This window comes from Tardiphaga sp. 839_C3_N1_4 (assembly GCF_051811045.1).
Lineage (GTDB): Bacteria > Pseudomonadota > Alphaproteobacteria > Rhizobiales > Xanthobacteraceae > Tardiphaga.
The window spans coordinates 5,649,623-5,672,469 of record NZ_JBPWQD010000001.1 but is presented as its reverse complement, the minus strand read 5'-3'; the positions used below and the strand labels follow the sequence as shown (position 1 = coordinate 5,672,469).

Below are 22,847 nucleotides of genomic sequence, written 5' to 3'. Positions count from 1 at the left end.
CCGTTGGATGTTTTTGAAATGCTCAGGCCGCGCCGCTGGCGAGACCGCCGAGATAGGCGCGGCGCACGGCGTCGTCGGATTGAAGGGCTGCAGCGGTGCCGCTGCCGGTGATCCTGCCGTTCTCGATCAGGTAGCCGCGATCGGCGATAGCGAGACTTTCGCGGGCGTTCTGCTCCACCAGCAGCAGGCCGACACCGGTCTCACGCACCTTGCGCAAAGCGGCGAACAATTCGCGGACCAGCAGTGGCGAGAGGCCAAGGGACGGTTCGTCGAGCAGAAGGATGTCGGGGTTCGACATCAGCGCGCGACCGATAGCGACCATCTGCTGCTCGCCGCCGCTCATGGTACGCACCGTCTGCGCCAAGCGTTCGCCGAGCCGCGGGAACAGCGTCATCACCTTGGCACGCTGCGCTGCCTCGACAGCCCGCGCACGCTTCGGATTGGCGCCGAGCAGCAGGTTTTCGGCCACGGTCAACTCGCCGAATACACCACGCCCTTCCGGTACCAGCGCAAGCCCAGCTTCCACGATCTCATGAGGCGGCAGACGGGACAGATCACGACCGGCGAGTTTGACGATCTTGGCTGGTGACGGGAGCAAGCCGGCGATGGCCTTGAGCAACGATGACTTGCCGGCGCCATTGGCGCCGAGAATGACAATGATCTCGCCGCGCTCGACATGGAGCGCCGCATCGCTCAACGCGTGATGCTGGCCATAGGTGACGCTGATATTGGAGACCTCAAGCATCCGCCGGCACTCCCAGATAGGCTTCGATCACCGCAGGGTCGCTCAGCACAGCAGCTACAGGCCCTTCTGCAATCTTGCGGCCACTGCTCATGACCACACAGCGATCGCAGAGCGAACGGATCGCATCCATCACGTGCTCGACCAGCAGAATCGACAGCCCCTCCTGTTTGAGCGATCGGATCAGCTCGATGCCGATCAGCAATTCGGACGGGTTCAGACCGGCGAGCCATTCGTCGAGCAGCAGCAGGCGCGGCTGCAGCGCCAGCGCGCGTGCCAGTTCGAGCCGCTTGCGGTCGATATAAGTGAGTTCCGATGCGGGCCGTCCGGCAAAGCCGGCGAGACCGACCCGCGCGAGCAGGCCGGCCGCAGCTGCCGCCATCGCGTCGCGTGCAAGCGGCGCATGATGAAAGGCCAGCCCGGCCTCAACATTCTCGCCGCAGGTCATGCCGTCGAGCACGCGCACCAGCTGGAACGTGCGCGCGAGACCGAGTCGCGCGATGCGATGGGTCGGCCAGCCCGCGATATCGTGGCCGGCGAAGGCAATCACGCCCGCATTCGGCGACAGCACGCCGGAGATCAGGTTGAGCGCCGTGGTCTTGCCGGAGCCGTTGGGACCGAGCAGCCCAACGATCTCGCCGGCATGCACCGTCAGGTCGATGCCGTTGACGGCGATGAGACCGCCAAAGGCGCGGGTCAGGCCTTCGATGCGAAGCACTGGCGTTGCGCTGGGGGTCATGCCTGCGCTCCCCGCATCTTCGACGCCGTGGGTCGCCAGACTTTGAGCTTCTCCCAGAGGCCGACGACACCCGACGGCAGCGCATAGACGATCAGCAGGAACACCACGCCCATGATCAAGGTCGATGTGCTGGGAAAGCGCGCGGACAGAAAGTCGAACAGCAGCGTCAGCGGAATGGCGCCGAGCGCTGGACCCCACAGGCGATGGGCGCCACCGAGCAGCGCCATGATCACCACTTCGAAGGAAATGGTCGCGTTGAAGGCGATCGATGGCTCTATATAGGTGAAACGCGGCGCCATGATCGCACCAACCAGCGTCATGAAGGTGGCGGTGATGGTGAACAGCGCGACCTTGGCGATGGTGACGTTGATGCCGCAATGCCGCGCCACAGTCTCGTCCTCGCCGATGATGCGCAGTGCGAAGCCGAAGCGCGAGCGGGCGATCAGCCAGCCAGTACCGAACACGATGACGGCAAGCGCCAGCAGCTGCCAGTAAATGTCGTTCTGGGTGATATCGACAAAGACGTAACGCCCGAGCACGCGGGTCTTGTTGACCTCGTACCAGACCACGATCTGGCGCACGAGTTCGGCGAGACCGAAGGTGAAGATAACGAAATGCACGCCGCTCAGCCGCAGCGTCGACAGGCCGACGATGACGGCCATGACCGCGCCGATCACGGCCGCGATCAGCAGCACCAGCGACCACGGCAATTGCTCGCCCAGAACGGCGACGGTGTATGCGCCGACACCGAAGAAGGCTGTGGTCGCCAGCGACACATAGCGCGTCGGGCCGGAGAACATGCCCCAAGCCGTCGCCAGCACCGTGAATTGCAGGAGACTGATCGCGAGCGCGAGGTGATAGGCATCGACAATCATCGGGACGAATGCGAGCGCAACCACGGCTGCGAGACAGATCGCGCCGGTCATCATTTGGGTACGGCTCATCGCTGCGCCCTGCCGAAAATACCGGCCGGCTTCACCAGCAGCACACCGAGGAACAGCGCGAAATTCACCGCAAGCGTCAGGCCGGGATCGATAAAGGTCGCCACCAGCGCTTCGCTCAATCCCAGCGCCAGCCCTGCGACGAGACAGCCCAGCAAATTTCCGACGCCGCCCATCACGACCACGATCAGCGCCTTCATGGTGAACACCACGCCGGAGGTGGCGCTGAAGGTCAGGAACATGCTGATCAGCACGCCAGCAGACGCCACCAGCGCGCCGCCGAGCGCAAAGGCCAGTGCCGATGTCCTGGTGACATCGATGGCAACAAGCTGCGCCGCGATGGGATCAACAGCCACGGCGCGGATCGAGGTGCCGATCCGTGTGCGGGTCAGCGTCAGATAGAGTGCAAGGCCGACGACGACCGCGAGGCCAAAAGCAATCAGGCGGTTGAGCGCCAACACTTCGCCGACGATCTTCACAGGAATGGCAAGGAACGAATAGCTGAAGTAAGCGCCACCGAACATGGTCAGCATGATGCCTTGCACGATGAACATCATGCCGAAGGTCGCCAGAATACTATCGACCTCAAGGGCGTCGCGGGTGCGCGCCCGGCGCACCAGCGGCGTGAGCAGCACGCGATACAAGAGATAGCTGATGCCGAAACTGACCGGAATGACAAACGCCAGTCCTGCGAGCGGATTGAGCGCCCAGCCGGTGAACAGCCAGTAGGACGCAAAGGCCGCGCCGATCAGGAACTCGCCATAGGACAGGTTCATGATCCGCGCCACGCCATATTGCAGGGTCAATCCCATAGCGATCAGCGCGTACATGCCGCCCAGCACGAGGCCGGTGAGAACCGCGTTTGTCATTCTGTCAGACCAGATACAGGAGGGACGCGATCACTGCGCCTTCCATGCCGGCTTCGGCACGACCGGCGCACGCGCGCCCTCGTTACCCGACGGGCCGACGCCGTAGAACTCGCCGTCCTGCCACTGCCCGACCCACCAGTATTTTGTCGGCATGTTGTTCTCGAGCTTCACCTTGCCGATCACGGTCTCGAAGGTGCCACTCTGCAGATCCTTGATGACCGCAGCGCGATCGACCTTGCCAACCCGCTCGATCGCCTGCTGCAGCATCTGCAGCCCGGCATAAGTGACCGCACTGGCCCAGCGATCCGGCTCCGCGCCATTCGCGGCCGACGCCTTGTGCCGCGCCAGATAGTCCTTGATGGCCGGGCTGTCGCCGTTCCAGCCGCCGATGCCCATGACGCCTTCAGCATTGGCGCCGAATTTCTGCTTGAACAGCGGAAATGCCGTGCCGACACCGGTGTAGAAGATCTTCGGATTGAAGCCGGAGATGCGAGACTGTTCAGTGATGGCGATCGTGTCCGGCGGATAGCTGAAGGCGATGAACACGTCGGGGTTCAGCGCCTTCACCTCATTGATGATCGGGCTGAGATCCTGCGTGCCGACCGGATAGGTCTTGTCATAAGCCAACTTGAATTTGGCGGCAGTCAGCGCAGGGCGTGCCGCGCCAGAGAGATCGATGCCGAAGCCGTCGGCGATGCTGGCCATCGCCACGGTGTCGCCAATCTTGCCTTCGGTGCGCAGCTTCACCAGCAGCTCGACCAGCGTCTTGGCGGCATCGGCGCTGGTGCCGAGCAGCCAGAAACTGTTGGGCCAGCGCTTCGCCAGTTCGGGCGCACGGTCGGTCACCGCCGTCGAGGCGATGTGCGGATAGCCGGCCTTGTTCAGGATCGGGCCAACCGCGAGATTCAGGCCGGTGCCCCAGGGCGGCAGGATGAAATCGACCTTGTCCTGGGTGATCAGCCGCTCCAGCGCCTTGGCGGCTTCCTCGGCGCTCGACCGGTCGTCATACTGGACGACCTCGATTGGGACGCGCTTGTCGCCGAGTTTGAGCCCGCCGGCGGCGTTCACTTCCTTCACCCACAGCTCGTAGTTGGGAATCGTCGTTACCGCGGCGCCGCCGGCGGCGGGGCCCGTGCGCGAGATCGCATAACCGATCTTGACCGACGTCTGGGCCTCGGCTGCGCCGCCCCATCCGACGGCCGCCGCACCGACCACTGCGAGTAGTCCTGCCGCAAGGCGCTTGACTGCTGACACCATGTTATCCTCCCCGAATTCTTTTCACCGACGCCTTGTGGCGTTCGATGGCCGGAGACTAGTCCAGCGTTTGGGGCTGGGAATTGGACGCATCCGGGGAAAGATTGTATTGATCCGTGTAGGCGAGCTATTTCACGCGACGGATTGTCCCAGTGCTCGAGACCGCGCACATCGTTTCAGGTCCCACCGGCTTCGCGGAGAAGCCGCTTCCGGCATTGCATGCGGAAAGATTCGCACCCGGACTGGCGCCGCGCAGCTGGATCATCCGGCAGTCGGTAGCCAGGCGCTCGCACCTGCTGGTGATCGAAACCCGGCGCGGCACCGCCACGATGCGCGGCACCACGGTTGCCATTCAGTCCCCCGGCCTGTTGTGGCTTCCCGGCGATCACGAAGGCACGTTGGAAGTCGAAGCCGGCGCACAAGGCTATCTGATTTCAGTGTCGGACGATGTCCTCACCCGCACCGTCGCCGGCAGTGCCGAGGCGCTGCACCTGCGGCGAACCATCGACCGGCTGGTGCTGCGCGAAGGCGCGCAACTCGCGACGACTTTTGCGGCCGTCACGGAATCCTGCAGCACGCTGGTGCGTGAATTGAATACGCCGGGCCGCGGCAGCGCGACGATGACATCGACGCATGTGTTGTTGCTGTGCCTCCACCTCTGGCGCTCGGTGATTTCGGAGGAAGCCCCCGACGATGCCGCACAGCGCGGCGACGGTCCTCGCCTCGTTGGCAATTTCCTGCAGATGGTCGAACTGCATTATCGCGACGGCTGGCCTATCGCACGCTATGCGGCTGCACTCGGCGTCACTGACGACAAGCTGCACGCACATTGCAAGCGCGAGAAGGGCTACAGCCCGCGCGCCATCGTGCATCAGCGCCTGATCCACGAAGCCTGTATGCGGTTGCGGCAGCTCGATCTGCCAGTCGAGCAGATCGGCTATGGTCTCGGCTTTCGCGATCCCGGCTATTTCAATCGCTTCTTTCGCAAGTATCAAAACGCCTCGCCAGGCGCCTATCGGCGCCGCGTGCGGCTCGATCCAGGTCAGCACGGTCCGTCCTATGCGGCATGGCCGTGACTGTCCCACCGTCGATCAGTGCTGTGTCTCTTTGAAACCTGCGTGATCAATTTGGAACAGCGCGCGTTAAGCATGACTCGATATTGAATCGGGGTCACAACATCCATTTCCGCGCTCTGTTTCAGATGTCACTTCATGACGCCGTTCACTATTCGGCCCAAAGCGGGGTGAAAGGTGCCTACGAGATCGTCATCGACGTAGGATCGCACCCATAAGACGCATGCGACGGCGCCAATTACCGACTCCAGGTGGAGCGGAATACTACTTGGCGCGGCAGGGCTGCATTTGCTCGACTGTGTCCGAGTGTTTCCGCCGATATGCCTTATCGCGAAGGTGAAAATCTTAGACGTTGTGCTGGTGACAAAAGCCTGCGAAAGCAGGATATTGATGAAATTGCGACTTATCAGCGCACCTACGGTATTGGCGTTCACCCGTTTTCATAGTGTCGGCCCATGACCATCGAGATCGTCCAGATCGTCCAGGAGTTGAGTTCAGTCGGCGGCGTTGAGAGCGTGGCCAGCGAACTCGCATGCGCATTCAGCCGCGCCAAGATCGCCAACACAGTTCTTGCCAGCGCCGTCGGCGAAAAGGCAACGCCAGGTACGCGCATCGAGCGGGTCGGCGCTTGGCTTTCGCACATCAAGACGCGCGGCATCCTGCGCTATCTTGGTCGCGCTTTTGTTGTTCCCACCTTCACATTGCTGGCGACGCGCGCCGCCTATCATCATCCCAAAGCCGTCATCATCAGCCACGGCGACAGCCTGACGGGCGACGTGCTTGTCGTACACGCCGTCAATGCGCAGAGCCTCGCCGAAAAGCGCAACGCCGGCTCCTGGTCATGGCTGCTGAATCCCATGCATCTGTGGGTGGCCCTGCGTGATCGCTGGATGATCGGCGGCCTTCGCTATCGCATGTATGTCGCGGTCTCGCCGCGCGTCGCAACCGAACTGCAAGAGATCTACAAGGTACCAGCGTCGCGCATCCGCGTAATCCCCAACGGCATCGACCTCAATCGCTTCGCCCGCGACACCGCGGCCGGTCTCAGGATTCGTGAGGAATTCGGCATCCCCGCAAACGCCAGGCTTCTGCTGTTCGCCGGCCATGAATTTCGCCGCAAGGGTCTGGCGCATGCCATCGGCGCGCTCGAGCGCCTCGGCTCCGATGTCTGGATGCTTGTGGTGGGTTCGGATAATCCCGCGCCCTATCGCAAACTGGCGACAACCTCCGCCGATCGGCTGGTCTTCGCGGGATCCCGCACCGATATGCCGGCCCTCTACGCTGCGGCCGACGCCTTTGTACTGCCGACTGCCTATGAAACTTTCTCGCTGGTCTGCATGGAAGCCATGGCCTGCTCGACGCCGGTGTTTGCGACACCGGTCGGTGGGATCGAGGATTACCTTGTCGACGGCGTGAACGGTTATCAGATCAAGATGGACGGCGCAGACATCGCCGAGAAGATCGCGATGGCATTCTCCGATCCGGCGACACTGGCTCGGCTGTGCGAAGGCGCGCATGCCACAGCACTGAATTACGGCTGGGACTATGTCGGTTCGCGCTACATCGAGCTGCTGGAGCAGGTACAGGCGTCGAAGAACGAATTTGCGCCGGGCGCCATGGCGGTCGGCGCCTGATCGCAGACGCCCGCTTCAAGGGATTGGTCGGCCCGCTCCCTGCTTTGCATCGGCGGCCTGCTGGCAGGCCGACACCAGCGCATTCGCCACCACCTCGTAAGTGAAACGCGTCAGCACGTTGCCGCGCGCAGCCGCGCCTCGGTCCAGCAACTGCTGCGGGTAGGCAGCAAGCCGATCCAGCAGTGTCGCCAGCGCATCCGGATCGCGCTCGGGAATGATCCAGCCGCCCTTACCGATAACATCGGGAATAGCGCCGCCCGTCGAACCGATCACCGGCACGCCGCAAGCCTGCGACTCGACGATCACCCGGCCGAACTGCTCACGCACGGCGCTGGTGGTGCGTGTCAGCAAGATCATTGCATCGAGACCGCCCAGAAACGACGCGACATCGGCCGGTTTTCCCCAGCCCTGGAACGTGACACGATCGGTCAGGCCCAGCTCGGCGACACGCTGCTTGAGTGCAGACTCATGCGGGCCTTCACCCATGATCGTAACTGTCACATGTGCCGTGGCGCGCTTCATGGCATCGAGCGCGTCGTCGAGACCCTTCTCCTCGACGAGACGCCCGACATAGCCAATGCGTAGTCCCCGCCCGGGCGCAATCGGCGCCTGGCGCACGCCGGTCTGATTGAAGGTCGCGAGATCGACGCCATAGCCGATGGGCGACGCTGGGCCGGTATAGCCGCACGCGCGAACGACTGCTGTCGCCTCCGGACTGCGCGAGAGGATATGATCCGTGTTCCGCAGCACGTCCTTGCGGATGAACTCGAATGGCGGCGGCAAGCGCTTCAGGATGTTCTGGTCGACTTCCAGGACCATCGCAGCGCGCCCCTTGAGGATGCGCGCCTGCATCGCGACGACGCTCCACGGCTCTTCCCAGAGATGGATCACATCCGGATCGACCTCACGGATGAGACGCCGCAAGCCCGGATAAAAATGCAGATACCAGCTCATCGGGCCCGCACGCGGCAGGCAGATCGGCATCACATGCACGGTCATGCCGGGATCGTCGGATGGATCTGCAATAATCGTACGGCCGAACTGATACCAGGTAGCCGGGACGACGAGATGCATATCGACGTCATCGCGTCCGACGAGTGGGTAGTATCGCAGACGCCCCGCATCGCGGCTGACGGCGGAATGTGCAATCGAGAGGACCTTGAGACGACGACTGCTAGACACGCCCCGTCATCCTCGCGGCCACACCCGTCAGGCCAGACAGATGGAGCTCCATGGTCGCGAGACTACGATCCGAACCATTGATCGTGCAGCGTGGCAGGTTGTAGGCATCCTGGCCATTGCGCACGAGGCCCTTGCGGGTCGTCGCTGCACTCGCATAACCGGCATCACGCGCGATCGCGAAATCGCGCGGACCGCAATCGCCCGAACGTCCATAGGGAAATGCGAAATGCCTGGCGGGGATGCCAAGGCGCTCGACCAATCGGTCGCGACCGCCCTTGAGTTCGAAGCGTGCGCCATCGGGCGACAGCGACGAAATGCGGGCATGCGTCACAGTGTGGCCGCCGATCTCCACCAACGGATCGTTGCGCAACTCTTCAAGCATCTCCCAGGTGATCGCGTGCTTCCAGTGCATCGCGTCGATGTCGACACCATTGAGTTCGCAAAATTTCTTGTAAGAAGCCGCAGCTTGCGGACCATCCCAACGGTCTGCAATACGATAGAACGCCGCACGCTTGGCATCAGACGTCGGCACGTCGATCGCACCGTCCTCAAGGATGACCTGGTCGTTGTTGAGCAAGGTATCTTCCAGACCTGCGGCCCATAGCGGAAGCGTACCGTCAGGAATGCCCGTCGTGACAAACAGCGTCACCGGCACATTGTGACGGCGAAACAGCGGGACAATTTCCTCATACGTATCGCGATAGCAATCGTCGACGGAGAAGTTGACGAAGCGATCGTTGGACTTTCCAGCCTTCGAGCGCTGGATCGCTTCTTACATCGTCACGACATCCCAGCCGCGCTGCTTCAGATGCCACAGGAACTGATCGAGAAAATTCGTATCGAGATAGAAGTCGCGGTTCGGCAGCTTCTCCCAGGCCCGAGCGGAGGCGCCGCGATGAAAGGTCATCAGGCAGCCACGCGTGCCCATGAACATATCGGCAGCCATGCTGATCGGGCGAACCAGCGCTTCGGAAGACGCCATGCGTCGGGCGGCGCTGGATAACAGGTGCTTCATCGAAAAGTCCTCAGACGATCAAGGCACTCTCTAATACAAAAACGCATATCAAAATCACAAGCGCCCCCGGACGCGCGCAAATGCCGCAATGTAGACGCCCGGCATCAGCATCGCGACAGACAGCGCAAGGCAGACCAGATAGGCAAAACCACCGGCGAAAAGCCGCTGCCACGGGCCCGTCAGAACCTCATGAATTTGCCAGCTGAAGAGTGCCATCAGCGCTGCCGGGAAACACGCGAGAAACATCAGGTAGAGCAGCTTGCGCCGGGACCCCAGGACGATCATGACGCCAGCCAGAAGAACGATACCACGGGCGGCTTCACCCAGTCCAAGCAACAAGGTGCCCCATTCATGCGCCGTGGGCAGGTATGAGGTGAGAAGGTTAACTACGATATTAACCAGATAGGCACTGACGATGATGGCAGCGGCCGCAAAGTTCCGGCCTGCACCATTGAGAATGCGGATCAGGATCCAGCCAAGCGTCGCAGCCCATAGGCCAAGTGCGATGCCGCGCAAAGCCTGACTGGTCAGGAACAGCGCCTGCTCGTTGAAGGCGCCGCGCAGAAACACCAGTCGCACGATCTCCGGCGCAAACATCGCGAGAAAGACTGACGCTGGCACTGCGAGTGCGAGAATAGGCCGCGCGATCCCTTCGATCTGCGCGCCGACATCCTTTGGCGGATGACTGGACAGTACCGCGAGCCCGACTGGCTGACTGATCAGCAGCAGCGCGCTTTCGGTCAATGTCCGCGCATAATCCAGCGAGGCCACCGCACCGGTCCCGACCCGCGATGCCAGCAGGCGTTCGATCCAGACATTGGCCTGTTCGGCGACCGGTAGCGCGAGCAGCGGTCGCAGCCGACGGAAGAATTCGCGGCCCGATGCCAGCACCGATGACAGCGACAGGCCCTTGAAGCTGAGCACCCCTTCGCGCCACATCGTGTAGAGGCCCCAGGCGCCGAGTGCGTTGAAGGCAATCGAGAACGACCAGGCCAGTGTATGGAAGTTGCCGGACACAGCGACCAGCGCAATACCCATGAGCACGGCGATGTTCAGGATGCTGGCGCGGATATTCGTCAGGCGCGTCCGGCCGAGTGCGATTTCCCCCGCGGCCAGTACGTTGATCATCGCCGAGGCCGGCATGCCCAGCGCCATGATGCGAATGAAGTCGAGAGTGAGGCTACGCCCCTCCGCCGAAAAGCCGCCGACCAGCGCGTCCACAGCCCGCTCGCCGAGCGCCTGTAGCCCGATCATCAGGATCATAGCGATGCCGGTGATCGCCACCGTCATGGCGCCCAGCCGCTGAGGTCCGTTGCCATCCTTCAGCGCATCCCGGTGCATCGGGATCATCACGGCGGGTACAGTTTCGTTCTGCAGGAAGGCTAGCGGCAGCATCACCGCCGTGATCGCGCCACGAAAACCGTCCGCGACCAGCGAAGCGCCAAGCACTTGCGCCATCAGAATCTCGCGACCGAAGCCCAGCAGTTTGCTGGTCAGCGCACCGCTGATGAGAATGGCTGTAAACTTCCGCGTCGAGTGCCGGGCGCCGCTCATGAGCGCGCCGCTACGGCCCGATCAGGGGCCGTCCGAGAACTCAAATTGCAAACTGAGCAGTCATGCGCGGTCACACGGGCGCTCCCGCGGCCGCTCGCCCGATCAAGTTGGAAACCGTCTGCAGCATCTGATCGACGCTGTAATGCGAGCGCGCTCGCGCTTCGGCATATTGCAACTGGCCCGCCAGTTCAGGCGGGCGCGACATGACCTTGGTGATAGCGGCGGCCAGCGCATCGGCATCCCCTGGCGGCACCAGCGTTCCCGCCTTGCCGACCTCGAGAATATCGGACGCCGCACCGGCATCCGTCGCAATCACAGGCACACCCGCGAGCATGGCTTCGACGAGTGTGCGACCGAAGGGTTCAGGATCAATCGAAGGATGGATCATCGCATCGACGGCGCGCATCAGCCTCGGCACGTCGCCGCGCTGGCCGAGGAAATGCACGCGATCGCCAAGACCGAGATCCGCCACCATCCGGTTGAGCTTCTCGGCATAAGACTCTTCGCCAAACAGCGCAGCCCCCGCAATAATACAGCTGACGCCCGGCGTCTTTGCCAGAGCCTGCAACACGATATGCTGCCCCTTCCAGGCCGCGAGGCGACTGAAGACGCCGACGAGCGGTCCTTCGGGCAATTTCAACTCGCGCCTGATCTCGAGCGGCGTGCTGGCGTCCGGTGGCACATCAAGGCCGTTGGGCACGATCGCGACCAGCTCCTTGCGGCCGCCTTGCGCAATGAAGGCATCTGCAGCAGCTTGCGAAGGAACGACCACCTTTGCCGTACAATAATTCGCCAGCGCCACCTGCACGCGGCGCTGCGTGGCGCCGAAATGCTCACTGCTGATGATATCGTGCAGGTGCCAGATCAGCGGACGCCGCGCCAGCGTGGCGGCGACAGCCGACAACACAAAGGCCTTCTGCGAATTCGCATAGATGACGTCATGACGGCGCGCTTCGCGCGTCAATTCGGCAATGATGGCCCCGAGCCGACCAATCAGCGGAAAGGCTTTCAGGATCGAGCTGTCGCGCCTGACATCCGAGAGCCCCTCGCCCCAGCGCGACACACGCACCTTCAGGCCCTTGGCTGCAAGCGCCTGATGCAGCGGGCCATCCTCGAACAGGAAGGCCGCCTCGCCCGCCCATGGCTGAACAATATCAATCAGAACGAGCTCAGCGCCGGAGATCGAGCCCGTATGGCAGACAAACAGAACGCTGGGAGCGGGCATCACGTCGCTCCGGCATAAGCATTATTCGAAACCCGGTCTGTGCCGCTCGGCGTATTGGCGTCCGGCATCATGGTGACGGCAATGCCGAAGACGCTGCCGCCCGCGACACGGATCGCGCTGGATGTCGCCACTGCCTGCCCGATCGACGAGCGGCCGGAACGCATGCAGAGCAGCACGCCATCGACCTGCCTGGCCAGCACGCCCAGATCGGTCTGGATGCCCGGCGATGGCGCGTCGATCAGGACAACGTCGTAGATCTGGCTCCAGAGCAGGAGATCACCGAGCGGTTTACGCATCAGCAACTCGGCGGATGCCGAGAACGGCCCAGCAGGAATGACGTCGAGATTAGGAGTCGCGGTGCGGACCACCGCTTCGCGCGGCGTGATGTCGCCGCGCAGAATTCCCTGCAGCCCCATGCTGCTGCGCAAGCCCAGGGCTGTTTCGAACTTCGGCGCGCCGAAATCGCATTCGATCACGAGCACGCTGCGGCCAGCCGTTGCGAGATATTGCGCCAGCGTCAGGGTCAGAAACGTTTTGCCCTCGGCCGTCGTCGGCGACGCGACCAGAATCTTGCGGCGTGTCCTGGCGTCGTTCGACACGAGCAGGCCCGTCGCCAGATCGCGGAGTGCATCCTGATAGTGGCGATCCTGCAGCGCGAGCGGCAGCGCACGCGCCAGCGAGGCGCCTGACTGCGCTATGAGGATCGCACCGATAGGCGATTCCGATGGATCGCGCTTGACGGTCGGCAATCGTGCCAAAACGGGCGCGCCGGTGACGACGGCCAATTCCGATGACGACGTCGGCAGTGGCGGTCCAGGACGCGGCGTCACGGGGGCAGTCGCCTGAACAGGGGCCGGAGCGACCGGTGCGGCGACTGCGACAGGTGCAGCTACGGCGGCAGGCGCGGCTGCACGCACCGGGCGAATAGTTGCAGTCCGCAGCCGGGACAGACCCGCAAGATTGACGCGATCGCCGAAGAAGGCAGCGACGAATGCGAGCAGCAGGCCCAGCGTGCCGCCAGCGGCCAGGAACGGAATTTTCTTCGGGAAAAACGGCTTGGTCGGCAGTTCGGCAAGGCTGACCAGCCGTGTATTGCCGATCAGCACGCGGCGCTCGGTTTCGAGTTCGCTGGCGCGTTTGTAGAGATCGGCATATTGCTGGCGCTTGATCTCGGTGCTGCGCACCATGCTCTCGATCGAGGCCTCGTCCGATGTCGCCGAGCCGACTTCAGACTTCACGGCATCCATCTGCTTTCTGAGCGCGTTCACGAGGGAATCATTGGCGTCGAACGCCTTCTGCGCGCTGGCGGCGATGCTCGCCACTTCCGTGGCCATGCGCTCCTTGATCGCGGACTGCTCCTGCTCCAGCGCACGCAGCGACGGGTGCCGCGGCCCGAGCACATTGGCCTGGCTGGCGAGCTGCGCGGTGACGACCGTGAGCTGCTGCTTGAGATCGGCGATCGAGCGGTTTGACAGCACTGAAGGGGAATCGACAGCGCGCGCCTGATTGGCCTTGATCTCCTGCAAGCGGGCGAGCGCATCGGCACGCGCGGTTTCGGCAGTGGACAATTGCTGGCTGATGCTGCTCAGCCGCTCCGAGCTGATCGGCGCCAGCGATCCGCGCATCAAGCCCTTGTTGCGGCGAAATGCCTGGATCTTGGTATCGGCATCGCGCAACTCTGCATCCAGCTGCTTGGCTTCCTTCCAGAGATAGGACGCGGCAACCTCGCGGCTGCTGGCACCCGATGTCCGCTGCTCGTCGAGAAACGCATTGGTCAGCGCATTCGCCATCTTCTGCGCGACTTCGGGGATCGACGAAGTGTAGGAGATATTGATGACGCGCGAACGTCCAACAGCACCAATCGCGAAATTCCCAGATACGTAGTCGATCAGCGCCGCCGTATCGGTCCGCATCTTTTCGCAGGTGGAGCTGCTGCTTCTGCTCTGACACTCTTCAATCGCGGCATCCGTGACGCCCGGCTGCTGCATGGCGAGCCGCATCACCCGCGGCGAGCGCGCGATCAGCAGCTGGCTTTCGACGTCGGCGGGGTCACCGATTTTTTGCGCCCATGCGGCCGATGCGTTGCTGTTGCTGGGTTCCTGTTCGGCGACGATCACCGAACCTGTGGCGAGATAGCGCACCGGCAGCACGACCAGCGCAATGACCGTCAGGATCATCACGCCGAGAAACACAGCGCCGAACAGGCTACGATTGCGCCAAACCCTGAGCAGCGGGCTCTCGCCCGCCGCGCCATCGGCGGCTTCCGTATTCGTAACGATGGCGCGTTTGGTGAACATGCGCGTCAGACTTTACTACGGGGCGCTGGCACCGCACATCCCTGCGCCGTAACGGTGCTCACCCAGCGCAACCACCCATGACCGACCGCGACACGCATACTGAACCCTTTGTCCCCCGAACCACAAATCCACTGCGGGGAGCAGGTCTACTATCCATTCATTAGGGATGTTTTGGTTAAGGGCGGGTTTAAAATGCTAACCAATACCTTTGCGCTGCCTAATTAGTAGGCTGTTACGCATCCCCCCGGACCGGTGCCGCATTAGCGAGCTAGGTAGGTACGGCAGCTTTGGTTGCGAGCCGGAACCAAATCTCGCAGCGGGGCGTTCCGGAATTGCTGCAACCGGAGTTCCCCGATGAGCCTTCTGAAATGGGCGCTGATCTTCTTTCTAATTTCCGTCGCCGCCGGCCTGTTCGGCTTTACCGGCATCTCCGCCGCGACGGCCGACGTCGCGCGCGTGCTTTTTTATATCTTCCTCGTGATCTGCATCGTGCTGCTGGTATTGGGGATCACGATCTTTCGGGCCTGACGCGCCGGGCGGCACGCCAATCCGGGATCTAGTGAATGCCGACGCCGACCAGTCGATCGACCAGGGCGCGGTCGGCAGTCAGCACATCCGGCGTGCCGCTCCAGCTGGTACGGCCCCGCTCCATCACCATGACGCTGCTCGCGAAATCCAGCGCGCGTTCGATCTGCTGCTCGACCAGAATGATGGTGACTTCACTAGTGGCGGCCAGCTTCGCCAGCAGTGCCATCAACTCGTCGCAGATCACGGGCGCCAGACCTTCCAGAGGCTCATCGAGCAACAGGATCGAGGGTTTGCCCAGCAGTGTCCGGGCCATCGACAGCATCTGCTGCTCGCCGCCTGACAGCTGCTTGCCGTAATTGCCGCGGCGTTCGCGTAGCCGCGGGAACATCGCATAGGCTTCATCGAGCGCCGACGCCGGCCGGCCCTTCAGCCCGGTGCGCAGATTCTCCTCCACCGTCAGCGAGGCGAAGATGTCGCGGGTCTGCGGCACATAGCCGATACCGAGATCGGCGCGCGCCGAGGTCCGCTTGGCCGTGACGTCCTGGTCGCCGATCCTGATCTCGCCGCCATGGCGCGTCGTCAGGCCCATCAGCGTCGCCAGCAGCGTGGTCTTGCCCATGCCGTTGCGGCCGAGCACGGCGAGACGATCACCTGCTTTCACCGAGAACGAAATGCCCTCGATGATCCGCGTCGCGCCATAGCCCGCGCTCAGGTTCTGGATATCAAGTGGCGCGGCGGGCATCGGCATAGCTCCCCAAATACGCGCGGCGCACTTCGTGATCGGCGGTGACCTGATCGGGCGATCCCTCGAAAATCAGCCGTCCGGCAGCCAGCACCAGCACGCGCCTGGCAAACTTGAACACCAGATCCATGTCGTGCTCGATCATCAACACGGCGATATCAGGTGGCAGCCGATTGATCGCCTCAAGGATTTTGGGCGCCTCGTCATGCGGCACGCCGGCGGCAGGCTCGTCGAGCAAGAGCACCTTCGGATGCAGCGCGAGGCCGATGGCGAGCTCGATCAGGCGCTGCTGGCCGTAGGCGAGCTCGACCACCTTGCGATAGGCCAGCCTGTCGAGACCTAGATGGCTAAGAATCTCGCTCCACTCGGCACGCACCTCCGGCAGCTCCGTCGAGCTCGAGAAAAACCGCCGCGTGATGCGCTTGCGCTGCATGACCGCCAGCGCGACATTGTCGGCGACAGTGAGATTGGCAAACAGCCGCGTGGTCTGGAACGTGCGCACCAGACCGCGACGCACACGATCGGGAATGCTGAGACCGGTGATCTCGTCACCGCCCATGAAGAACTGGCCTTCGCTCGGCGCGATGTCGCCGGTGATCAGATTGACCAGCGTGGTCTTGCCAGCACCGTTCGGGCCAATCAGCGCGACGCGGTCGCCGGCAGTTAATTTGAAAGTGACGTCGCGCGTCACATGCAGACCGCCGAACGAGCACGACACGCCGCGGGCTTCGAGGAGATTGGTCATGCCGCCTCTCCCTTGCGCTTGAAGCGGGAGGCGAGCGACAGCACCGGTTCGATCAGCCCGCGCGGCGCGAACACCACAATCAGGATCAGCAGCAGGCCGACCAGCGTCATCCAGTGGAACGGGTTGGCGGCGGCCACGATATGCTCGAAGATCATGAAGATGATCGTCCCCGCCAGCGCGCCCCACAGATGCCCTGCACCGCCAAGCACCAGCATCACCAGAACTTCGGCTGATCGTTCGAAGCTGACGCTATCGAGACCGACGACGCCGGTGCTGATCGCCGTCAGCGCTCCACCGATCCCGGCAACGGCACCAGCGACGCCATACATCACGACAAGGCGCGGGTAGATCGAGACGCCGATCATCTTGGCGCGCAGGTCGTCGTCCTTGATGCCACGGCACATCAGACCAAACGGCGAGCGCACGAAACGCTGCAGCAGCACGAAGACAATGACCAGCACGCCCAGCGAGAACAAAAATGCCGTGCGGCTGTACATGTCGAAATTGAAGATGCCGAACACCTTGCCCGGTGTGATGCCTGACAGGCCGTCACTGCCGCCGGTCAGCCACGACAGCTTGTTCGCAAGTGCGGCGACCAATTGCCCCACGGCAATCGACAGCACCAGTTGTGGGAGCCCGCGAAACCGCGTGATCAGCGCACCGGAGATCAGCCCCATGACCGTTCCCGCGAATACACCGATCGCCAGCAACGCGATGGGATCGGTGATGCCACGCACGCAAGCAATGCCGGCGGCATAGGCGCCGACGCCGAATTGCGCGGCATGGCCGAGGGTGGCGACGCCGCAATAACCGGTGACCAGATCGAGCGACAGCACCAGGAATGCGATGCCGATCAGCCGCGTCAGGAACGCCAGATCGTCCGGATACAGAAAGTAGCCGATGGCACCGAGCGCGACGATACTCAGCGCACCTGCGCCCTCCTGACCGAAGGGAGTGCTGCGCTTGTGCGGAACGTGGGTCGCGGCGATCTCGCTCATGCGTGCGACCTGCCGAATAGGCCATGCGGAAACAGGAACACGACGACGATCACCGACAGATAGAAGAAGAAGTCGCCGAACTCCGGCGCGAGATATTTGCCGGTGGTGTCGGCGAGGCCGAGCAGGAGCGACGCCGACAGAGCACCAAGGATCGAGCCTGCGCCGCCGACAGAGACGACGACGAGGAACGTCACCATATAGCGCAGTGCATAGAACGGTTCGATCGGCAGGATCTCCGCGCCGACCACGCCACCGAATGCGCCGAGCCCGATCGCCAGCGCGAAGGTCACTGCATAGATGATTTCGGTGCGGATGCCCAAGGCGTCCGCCATACCACTATGATCGACCGAGGCGCGTAGCTTGATTCCGAACTCCGTCTTCTCGATCAGAAGCCACAGCGCCAGCGCCGTAACCACGCCGCAGGCGATGACAAAGATGCGATGAGTCGGCAGCATGCGGAAACCGATATCGAGCGGACCACTGAGGGTCTGTGGCAGCGGAATCGATTTCAGCGACGGGCCGAAAATGAAATTGACGATGCCGATAATGAAGAACGTGATGCCGATGGTCATCAGCACCTGAATTAGCGGATCGGACTTCCGGTAGATTCGACGATACAGCAGAATCTCGAACGGGATCGAAACGATGATGGTACCGATCACTGCCATCAGGATCGCGACGCTATAATGCACATGCAGGTCGCGGATAGCATAGGAGGCCAGATAGCCGCCAATCATGGCGAAAGCACCATGGGCGAGGTTCACTACGCGCATCAGCCCCATCATGATGGACAGACCGATGGAAATGATGAACAGCACCATCCCATAGGCGACGGCGTCGGTCATGATGCTGAAGATGGTACGCATGATTGATCCTATACCGAAGCAGCGACCGAACGCCATTCCGGCGACTGCGGCAAGGCGTCATGGACGACGGCGCCACGCACCATGGTGAGCAGCACCTTCGTTTCTTTCAAAGGGAGGCACTCAGCGGCGAACGGATCGCGATCAAGGGCGATCAAATCGGCCGCCATGCCCGGCATCAGCGTGCCGCGCCAGTCTTCCTGCTTCATCGCGATGGCGCCACCGACCGTGTAGCTGTGAATGGCTTCGCGGACGCTGACGACTTCACCCTGCCCGATCGGCGCACCGCTGTCCGAGGCGCGGTTCACCGCATCGGCGATGCCATCCCACGGAGACCACGACCCGGTCGGTGCATCAGAGCTGGCGATGTAAGTGACACCCGCGTCGATCACCGAGCGGCCGGGATAGCAACGATCGGCGCGCGGACCGAAGGCACCGGCAATCGAGCGCCGCATCCGGGAGAGGAAACTTGGCTGGGTGACGACGAGCGCGCCCAATGCCTTCATCCGCGCCAGTCCACCGGCGGGCGGCACGAAGTAATGTTCGATGCGGTGCCGGACATCGGCGCGGGGATGTGCCGCCTGCGCCTTCTCATAGGCTTCGATGATGCAATCGATTCCGCGATCGCCGGTACAATGAACGGCGACCTGCCAGCCGTCCGCATGCGCGTCGGCGATCACGCGCTGCAGTTCGGTTTCATCGCGCATGAACATGCCGCGGGACGGCGTATCGAAGAAATCCTCGCTCACCGCCGAAGTTCGCGCGCCGACGATGCCATCGGCGAAATATTTCAGCGTCATGGACTGCCAGTTGGCGTCTTGCGTCGGCGCCAACCCACGCGCAGCCGCTTCAACTGGGTCGAGCTGGTTCATGAAGCCGAGCCGCATTGGCAGCACATCGCCATTCGCGCGGATCTCGTTCCAGATGGCGAATTCATCATCGAAGCCGACGGTGAACCCGACCGCGGCTTCTACGGCAGCAACAAGACCGAACCTGGCGCTATCGGCAATTGTCGCGCGCAGAGCCGTGGTGAGCTCATTGCGATCCATCGGCGGCGCAGCACGGAAAATCAGTTCGGCTGCGCTTTCTTTGGCGCTGCCGTCCAGTCGGCTATCCTCGGAGCGCCCGAACGTGCCGCCTTCCGGATCGGCGGTGGCATCGTCGATGCCCAGCAGTCGCAGCGCGGCACTGTTGACGACGGCGACATGACCGCAGAAGCGGCGGATCAGCACCGGATGATCGGGAATGACGACATCGATCTCAACCCGTGTCGGCAGCCGATGCTCCGCCAGTCCGTTCTCATCGAGGCCCGCGCCGTAGACCCATTTATCACTTGGAATGGCGCGCGCACGCGCAACCAGAAAATCAAGCACATCGGGTATCGTGGGCGCATCGCGCGGCGTCACCGGCACTTGCAGTCGCGCATGGGCGATGGCGAACAGATGAATATGGGCGTCGGTGAGGCCGGGAATGACGGTGGCACCCGCGAGATCGATCGTCTCGTCGGCGGATGGCGCAACATCCGCTGCACCAATCCAGACCACCTTGCCATCGCTGACGACGATGCTGTCCGCGGGGGTTTCATCCCAGGCAGAACGATAGATGCGGGCATTGATCAGTCGAAGCGAGCGCGCGCGGCTGGTCATGTCGAAGGAAATCTCATGTCGCGCGACGATGTCGCAGAAAGAGGGGGATTCCGCAACGAGGCGGAATCCCCGGCATTGCCTACTTCGTGCTCAGCGCCCAGTCCGGCTGATCGGCGAAGGTCTGGCTTTCCTTGTTGATCAGCTTGCCGTCCACCTTCTCCACACTGCGCAGATAGACGTTCTGGCGAATGTGACGCGTGGTCGGATCAATCGACACCGGACCGCGCGGGCTGACCCACTTCATATCCTTGACGGCGTCGACTGCCTTGGCGGCATCGCGCTTGCCGTCAGTGGCCTCGATCATCTTGTAGATCAGGCGCGCGCCGTCATAGGCCGCGACCGACGTCATGGTGACTTCGTCGAGGTTGCCGCCGCCCTTCTTTATGGTGGCAAGGAAGGCCGCGTTTTCCTTGGAGTCGTGCGACACCGAATAGTGATAGGTCGAAAGGATACCGATGCCGGCATCGCCGATATTCGGCAGATCCGGCTCGGTGACGACGTCACCGGTCGACATCAGCTTGACTCCGCCCGCCTTCAACCCGTTGTCGATATAGGCCTTGACGAAGCCCAGCGTCGGCGGGCCGGAGGGCAGGAAGGTGAAGATGGTGTCCGCGCCGGAATCCTTGATGCGCTGCATGATCGGGCTGAAGTCGGTGGTGGCGAGCGGAATGCGAACCGCTTCGACCACCGCGCCGCCCTCACCTTCGAACGTCTTCTTGAATGCCGCTTCAGCATCGACACCCGGACCGTAATCGCTGACCGCGATGGCCACCTTCTTGGCGCCGTTCTTCAACGCAATTTTCGCGGCAGGCACGGTGTTCTGCCACATGGTGAAGGAGGTGCGGACGATATAGGGGCTCTTCTCGACGATCGACGAGGTCGCCGCATTCATCACGATCAGCGGAGTCTTGGATTCTTCCAGCAGCGGCGCGATGGCCATCGCGTTCGGCGTGAAATAGACGCCAGCGAGATATTGCACCTTGTCCTTGACCAGCAATTCCTGCGCCAGTGCCTTCGACTTGGCGGGATTCGGACTCTCTTCATCGCGATAGATGAATTCGACGTCATGCTTGCCTGCTTTGGTGCCATGCTCGGCGACCCAGGCGTCGATGCCCATCTTGAAGTTCTTGCCAAACAGCGCGTAAGGGCCCGACATGGTGCCGATCACGCCGACCTTGATGGTGTCGGCGGAGGCCGTGCCGGTCATCAGGCCGAGAACGGCCAGTGCAAGAATCGATTGGCTGCGTCTGTTCATTGTGATTGTCCCCGTTGGAAAGTTAAGAAAACTATTCGGCAAACCTGTATTCAATAAACGTGCCGAGATGGCCCGTTTGATCCGGCGTGAGCGCGCCGAAATGACGCGTCAGAACATCTCGAAATATTCGCGTTGCTCCCAGTCGGAGACTTCCGCCTGGAAGCGATCGATCTCGGCATTCTTGATGTGGGTATAATAGTCGACCATCGTCGCCCCCATCTTCTCGCGGAAGAACGGATCTTCCTTGAGCGCAAAGGTCGCCTCGCGCAGCGACTTCGGCAGCAGATCGGCATTGGTCTCGTAAGGCGTGTCGGCGCTTGGACCGGGATCGAGCTTGCGATCGACGCCGTCCAGACCCGACAGTATCTGCGACGACATATAGAGATAAGGATTGGCGGCGGGCTCGCCGACACGGTTTTCGATACGTGTCGCGGAATCGCCGACACCGCCGAGCACACGGAGCATTGCGCCGCGATTGTCGCGGCCCCAGATCGCACGATCCGGCGCCAGCGAATAGGAGCGATAGCGCTTGTAGCCGTTGATGGTCGGTGTCGTGAATACGGTTGCCGCGCGCGCATGCGTAAGAAGCCCCGCGAGATAGCCCTGCCCGAACGATGACAGCGGCTCCGTGCCCTCGGTCGGCATGAACGCGTTTGCGCCGGTTGCACGCGATACGATCGACTGATGCAAATGCCAGCCAGACGACACGACGTTCGGAATCTTTGGCCGGCACATGAAGGTGGCGTGATAGCCGTGGCGATGCGCGATCTGCTTCACGGCGCTACGGAACAGCACCATGCTGTCGGCCGGCGTAAGGCCGACGGTCGGCGCGAAGGTGAATTCGCACTGGCTCGGACCGTATTCGACTTCGACAGACCGCAGCGGCAGACCGAGCGCAATCACGTCACGCCGGATGATTTCGAGCACCGGCTCCATCTGGTCGTAGCGCTGCTCGGTGAGATAGTTGTAGCCGTGCGAGAGCAGACTGACCTCCGGCGGATTGCCGGGCTGGCCGGCATCCTCCGGCTTCATGCGGTTATTCTCGACGTTGAAGATATGAAACTCGACTTCAAGACCGGCGACGAAATCGTAGCCACGTGCGTCTAGATCGCCGAGCACCTTCTTGTAGAGGTTGCGCGTCGCGAACGGCACCGGGCGGCCATCGGCGAAATGCACGTCGCACAGCACCCAGCCGGTTTCCGGCGCCCAGGGCAGGATCCGAAACGTGCTGGGATCGGGAATCATCAACACGTCGGCCGCGCCCTGCATTTCCGGAATGCCGAAGCCGCCGCCCGCAGTGAACACCGGAAACACCGTCTTGTGCGACGTGTCCTTGGCAAACATGGTCGTGGTGATCGAGCAGCCGCTTTCGAGACAGCGCAATGCCTCGCTGGCGATCAGCGTCTTGCCGCGCAGGATGCCGTGCTGATCCGGAAACGACAGCCGGATCACTTCGAGCTTATGCTCTTCGACCATGCTGCGCAGCCGGACGGCTGCTTCCTTCTGCTCCGCGGACCACAAACCGTGACGTTCAACGAAACTCAA

The 22,847-nt window shown here is 62.5% G+C and carries 21 protein-coding genes; 3 read left to right on the top strand and 18 right to left on the bottom strand.

Annotation, left to right across the window (positions count from 1 at the left end):
- Positions 1-22: 22 nt before the first annotated feature.
- Genes AB8A38_RS27175 through AB8A38_RS27155 form a run of 5 tightly spaced genes read right to left on the bottom strand, consistent with a single transcriptional unit; the run spans position 23 to position 4,548 of the window.
- Positions 23-745 (bottom strand): ABC transporter ATP-binding protein, encoded by a 723-nt coding sequence (locus AB8A38_RS27175; RefSeq protein ID WP_315843216.1) that lies wholly within the window; start codon positions 743-745, stop codon positions 23-25.
- Positions 738-1,481 (bottom strand): ABC transporter ATP-binding protein, encoded by a 744-nt coding sequence (locus AB8A38_RS27170; RefSeq protein ID WP_315843217.1) that lies wholly within the window; start codon positions 1,479-1,481, stop codon positions 738-740. The genes AB8A38_RS27175 and AB8A38_RS27170 overlap by 8 nt, the downstream gene beginning before the upstream one ends.
- A complete protein-coding gene (locus AB8A38_RS27165) occupies positions 1,478-2,425 on the bottom strand; it encodes a branched-chain amino acid ABC transporter permease (RefSeq protein ID WP_439088018.1) in 948 nt (315 codons plus the stop codon). Before AB8A38_RS27165 ends, AB8A38_RS27170 begins: the two co-directional genes overlap by 4 nt.
- Complete coding sequence (locus tag AB8A38_RS27160; protein WP_092144790.1) at positions 2,422-3,291, bottom strand: branched-chain amino acid ABC transporter permease; 870 nt, start codon at positions 3,289-3,291, stop codon at positions 2,422-2,424. The genes AB8A38_RS27165 and AB8A38_RS27160 overlap by 4 nt, the downstream gene beginning before the upstream one ends.
- Positions 3,292-3,321: 30 nt before the next feature.
- Complete coding sequence (locus tag AB8A38_RS27155) at positions 3,322-4,548, bottom strand: amino acid ABC transporter substrate-binding protein (protein ID WP_439088017.1); 1,227 nt, start codon at positions 4,546-4,548, stop codon at positions 3,322-3,324.
- A gap of 149 nt (positions 4,549-4,697) precedes the next feature.
- Here AB8A38_RS27155 and AB8A38_RS27150 point away from each other — a divergent pair, with 149 nt between their 5' ends.
- Both AB8A38_RS27150 and AB8A38_RS27145 read left to right on the top strand, forming a co-directional pair.
- Positions 4,698-5,621 (top strand): helix-turn-helix transcriptional regulator, encoded by a 924-nt coding sequence (locus tag AB8A38_RS27150; RefSeq protein WP_315843220.1) that lies wholly within the window; start codon positions 4,698-4,700, stop codon positions 5,619-5,621.
- Between the two features lie 452 nt (positions 5,622-6,073).
- On the top strand, positions 6,074-7,252 hold the full coding sequence (locus AB8A38_RS27145; protein WP_315843221.1) for a glycosyltransferase family 4 protein: 1,179 nt from the start codon (positions 6,074-6,076) through the stop codon (positions 7,250-7,252).
- Between the two features lie 15 nt (positions 7,253-7,267).
- Here the strand turns inward: AB8A38_RS27145 and AB8A38_RS27140 are convergent, their stop codons facing one another.
- From AB8A38_RS27140 to AB8A38_RS27115, 6 genes are all read right to left on the bottom strand, one after another.
- A complete protein-coding gene (locus tag AB8A38_RS27140) occupies positions 7,268-8,434 on the bottom strand; it encodes a glycosyltransferase family 4 protein (RefSeq protein WP_439088016.1) in 1,167 nt (388 codons plus the stop codon).
- The gene (locus tag AB8A38_RS27135; RefSeq protein WP_439088614.1) at positions 8,427-9,200 is read right to left on the bottom strand and encodes a polysaccharide deacetylase family protein; all 774 of its coding nucleotides are present in this window, start codon (positions 9,198-9,200) and stop codon (positions 8,427-8,429) included. Before AB8A38_RS27135 ends, AB8A38_RS27140 begins: the two co-directional genes overlap by 8 nt.
- Positions 9,201-9,206: 6 nt before the next feature.
- The gene (locus AB8A38_RS27130; RefSeq protein ID WP_439088015.1) at positions 9,207-9,449 is read right to left on the bottom strand and encodes a hypothetical protein; all 243 of its coding nucleotides are present in this window, start codon (positions 9,447-9,449) and stop codon (positions 9,207-9,209) included.
- Positions 9,450-9,503: 54 nt separating this feature from the next.
- Positions 9,504-11,003, bottom strand: a complete 1,500-nt coding sequence (locus AB8A38_RS27125) for a lipid II flippase MurJ (RefSeq protein ID WP_315843224.1) — start codon at positions 11,001-11,003, stop codon at positions 9,504-9,506.
- A gap of 70 nt (positions 11,004-11,073) precedes the next feature.
- Positions 11,074-12,228 (bottom strand): glycosyltransferase family 4 protein, encoded by a 1,155-nt coding sequence (locus AB8A38_RS27120; RefSeq protein WP_315843225.1) that lies wholly within the window; start codon positions 12,226-12,228, stop codon positions 11,074-11,076.
- A complete protein-coding gene (locus AB8A38_RS27115; protein WP_439088014.1) occupies positions 12,228-14,525 on the bottom strand; it encodes a GumC family protein in 2,298 nt (765 codons plus the stop codon). The genes AB8A38_RS27120 and AB8A38_RS27115 overlap by 1 nt, the downstream gene beginning before the upstream one ends.
- A gap of 354 nt (positions 14,526-14,879) precedes the next feature.
- Between AB8A38_RS27115 and AB8A38_RS27110 the strand changes: the two genes are divergently transcribed.
- Positions 14,880-15,053 carry a DUF1328 domain-containing protein gene (locus AB8A38_RS27110; RefSeq protein WP_089265352.1) on the top strand — a complete coding sequence of 58 codons (174 nt, stop codon included), beginning with the start codon at positions 14,880-14,882 and terminating at the stop codon, positions 15,051-15,053.
- Between the two features lie 28 nt (positions 15,054-15,081).
- Here the strand turns inward: AB8A38_RS27110 and AB8A38_RS27105 are convergent, their stop codons facing one another.
- From AB8A38_RS27105 to AB8A38_RS27075, 7 genes are all read right to left on the bottom strand, one after another.
- Positions 15,082-15,795 carry an ABC transporter ATP-binding protein gene (locus AB8A38_RS27105; protein ID WP_315843227.1) on the bottom strand — a complete coding sequence of 238 codons (714 nt, stop codon included), beginning with the start codon at positions 15,793-15,795 and terminating at the stop codon, positions 15,082-15,084.
- Positions 15,776-16,540 carry an ABC transporter ATP-binding protein gene (locus tag AB8A38_RS27100; RefSeq protein WP_439088013.1) on the bottom strand — a complete coding sequence of 255 codons (765 nt, stop codon included), beginning with the start codon at positions 16,538-16,540 and terminating at the stop codon, positions 15,776-15,778. Before AB8A38_RS27100 ends, AB8A38_RS27105 begins: the two co-directional genes overlap by 20 nt.
- Positions 16,537-17,538, bottom strand: a complete 1,002-nt coding sequence (locus AB8A38_RS27095; RefSeq protein ID WP_439088012.1) for a branched-chain amino acid ABC transporter permease — start codon at positions 17,536-17,538, stop codon at positions 16,537-16,539. The genes AB8A38_RS27100 and AB8A38_RS27095 overlap by 4 nt, the downstream gene beginning before the upstream one ends.
- Entirely contained in the window at positions 17,535-18,404 is an 870-nt protein-coding gene (locus tag AB8A38_RS27090) for a branched-chain amino acid ABC transporter permease (RefSeq protein WP_315843230.1), read from the bottom strand. The genes AB8A38_RS27095 and AB8A38_RS27090 overlap by 4 nt, the downstream gene beginning before the upstream one ends.
- Before the next feature lie 8 nt (positions 18,405-18,412).
- Positions 18,413-20,047 (bottom strand): amidohydrolase, encoded by a 1,635-nt coding sequence (locus AB8A38_RS27085; protein ID WP_439088011.1) that lies wholly within the window; start codon positions 20,045-20,047, stop codon positions 18,413-18,415.
- A gap of 79 nt (positions 20,048-20,126) precedes the next feature.
- Positions 20,127-21,302: an ABC transporter substrate-binding protein gene (locus AB8A38_RS27080; RefSeq protein ID WP_231079751.1), complete on the bottom strand. Its 1,176-nt coding sequence runs from the start codon at positions 21,300-21,302 to the stop codon at positions 20,127-20,129.
- 108 nt (positions 21,303-21,410) lie between these two features.
- Entirely contained in the window at positions 21,411-22,847 is a 1,437-nt protein-coding gene (locus tag AB8A38_RS27075) for a glutamine synthetase family protein (RefSeq protein WP_439088010.1), read from the bottom strand.

Excerpts from the sequence above, each read along its gene's own strand:
- AB8A38_RS27175 (WP_315843216.1), bottom strand. The coding sequence starts at position 745 with ATGCTTGAGGTCTCCAATATCAGCGTCACCTATGGCCAGCATCACGCG.
- AB8A38_RS27170 (WP_315843217.1), bottom strand. The coding sequence starts at position 1,481 with ATGACCCCCAGCGCAACGCCAGTGCTTCGCATCGAAGGCCTGACCCGC.
- AB8A38_RS27165 (WP_439088018.1), bottom strand. The coding sequence starts at position 2,425 with ATGAGCCGTACCCAAATGATGACCGGCGCGATCTGTCTCGCAGCCGTG.
- AB8A38_RS27160 (WP_092144790.1), bottom strand. The coding sequence starts at position 3,291 with ATGACAAACGCGGTTCTCACCGGCCTCGTGCTGGGCGGCATGTACGCG.
- AB8A38_RS27155 (WP_439088017.1), bottom strand. The coding sequence starts at position 4,548 with ATGGTGTCAGCAGTCAAGCGCCTTGCGGCAGGACTACTCGCAGTGGTC.
- AB8A38_RS27145 (WP_315843221.1), top strand. The coding sequence starts at position 6,074 with ATGACCATCGAGATCGTCCAGATCGTCCAGGAGTTGAGTTCAGTCGGC.
- AB8A38_RS27130 (WP_439088015.1), bottom strand. The coding sequence starts at position 9,449 with ATGAAGCACCTGTTATCCAGCGCCGCCCGACGCATGGCGTCTTCCGAA.
- AB8A38_RS27125 (WP_315843224.1), bottom strand. The coding sequence starts at position 11,003 with ATGAGCGGCGCCCGGCACTCGACGCGGAAGTTTACAGCCATTCTCATC.
- AB8A38_RS27120 (WP_315843225.1), bottom strand. The coding sequence starts at position 12,228 with ATGCCCGCTCCCAGCGTTCTGTTTGTCTGCCATACGGGCTCGATCTCC.
- AB8A38_RS27115 (WP_439088014.1), bottom strand. The coding sequence starts at position 14,525 with ATGTTCACCAAACGCGCCATCGTTACGAATACGGAAGCCGCCGATGGC.
- AB8A38_RS27110 (WP_089265352.1), top strand. The coding sequence starts at position 14,880 with ATGAGCCTTCTGAAATGGGCGCTGATCTTCTTTCTAATTTCCGTCGCC.
- AB8A38_RS27105 (WP_315843227.1), bottom strand. The coding sequence starts at position 15,795 with ATGCCCGCCGCGCCACTTGATATCCAGAACCTGAGCGCGGGCTATGGC.
- AB8A38_RS27100 (WP_439088013.1), bottom strand. The coding sequence starts at position 16,540 with ATGACCAATCTCCTCGAAGCCCGCGGCGTGTCGTGCTCGTTCGGCGGT.
- AB8A38_RS27095 (WP_439088012.1), bottom strand. The coding sequence starts at position 17,538 with ATGAGCGAGATCGCCGCGACCCACGTTCCGCACAAGCGCAGCACTCCC.
- AB8A38_RS27090 (WP_315843230.1), bottom strand. The coding sequence starts at position 18,404 with ATGCGTACCATCTTCAGCATCATGACCGACGCCGTCGCCTATGGGATG.
- AB8A38_RS27085 (WP_439088011.1), bottom strand. The coding sequence starts at position 20,047 with ATGACCAGCCGCGCGCGCTCGCTTCGACTGATCAATGCCCGCATCTAT.
- AB8A38_RS27080 (WP_231079751.1), bottom strand. The coding sequence starts at position 21,302 with ATGAACAGACGCAGCCAATCGATTCTTGCACTGGCCGTTCTCGGCCTG.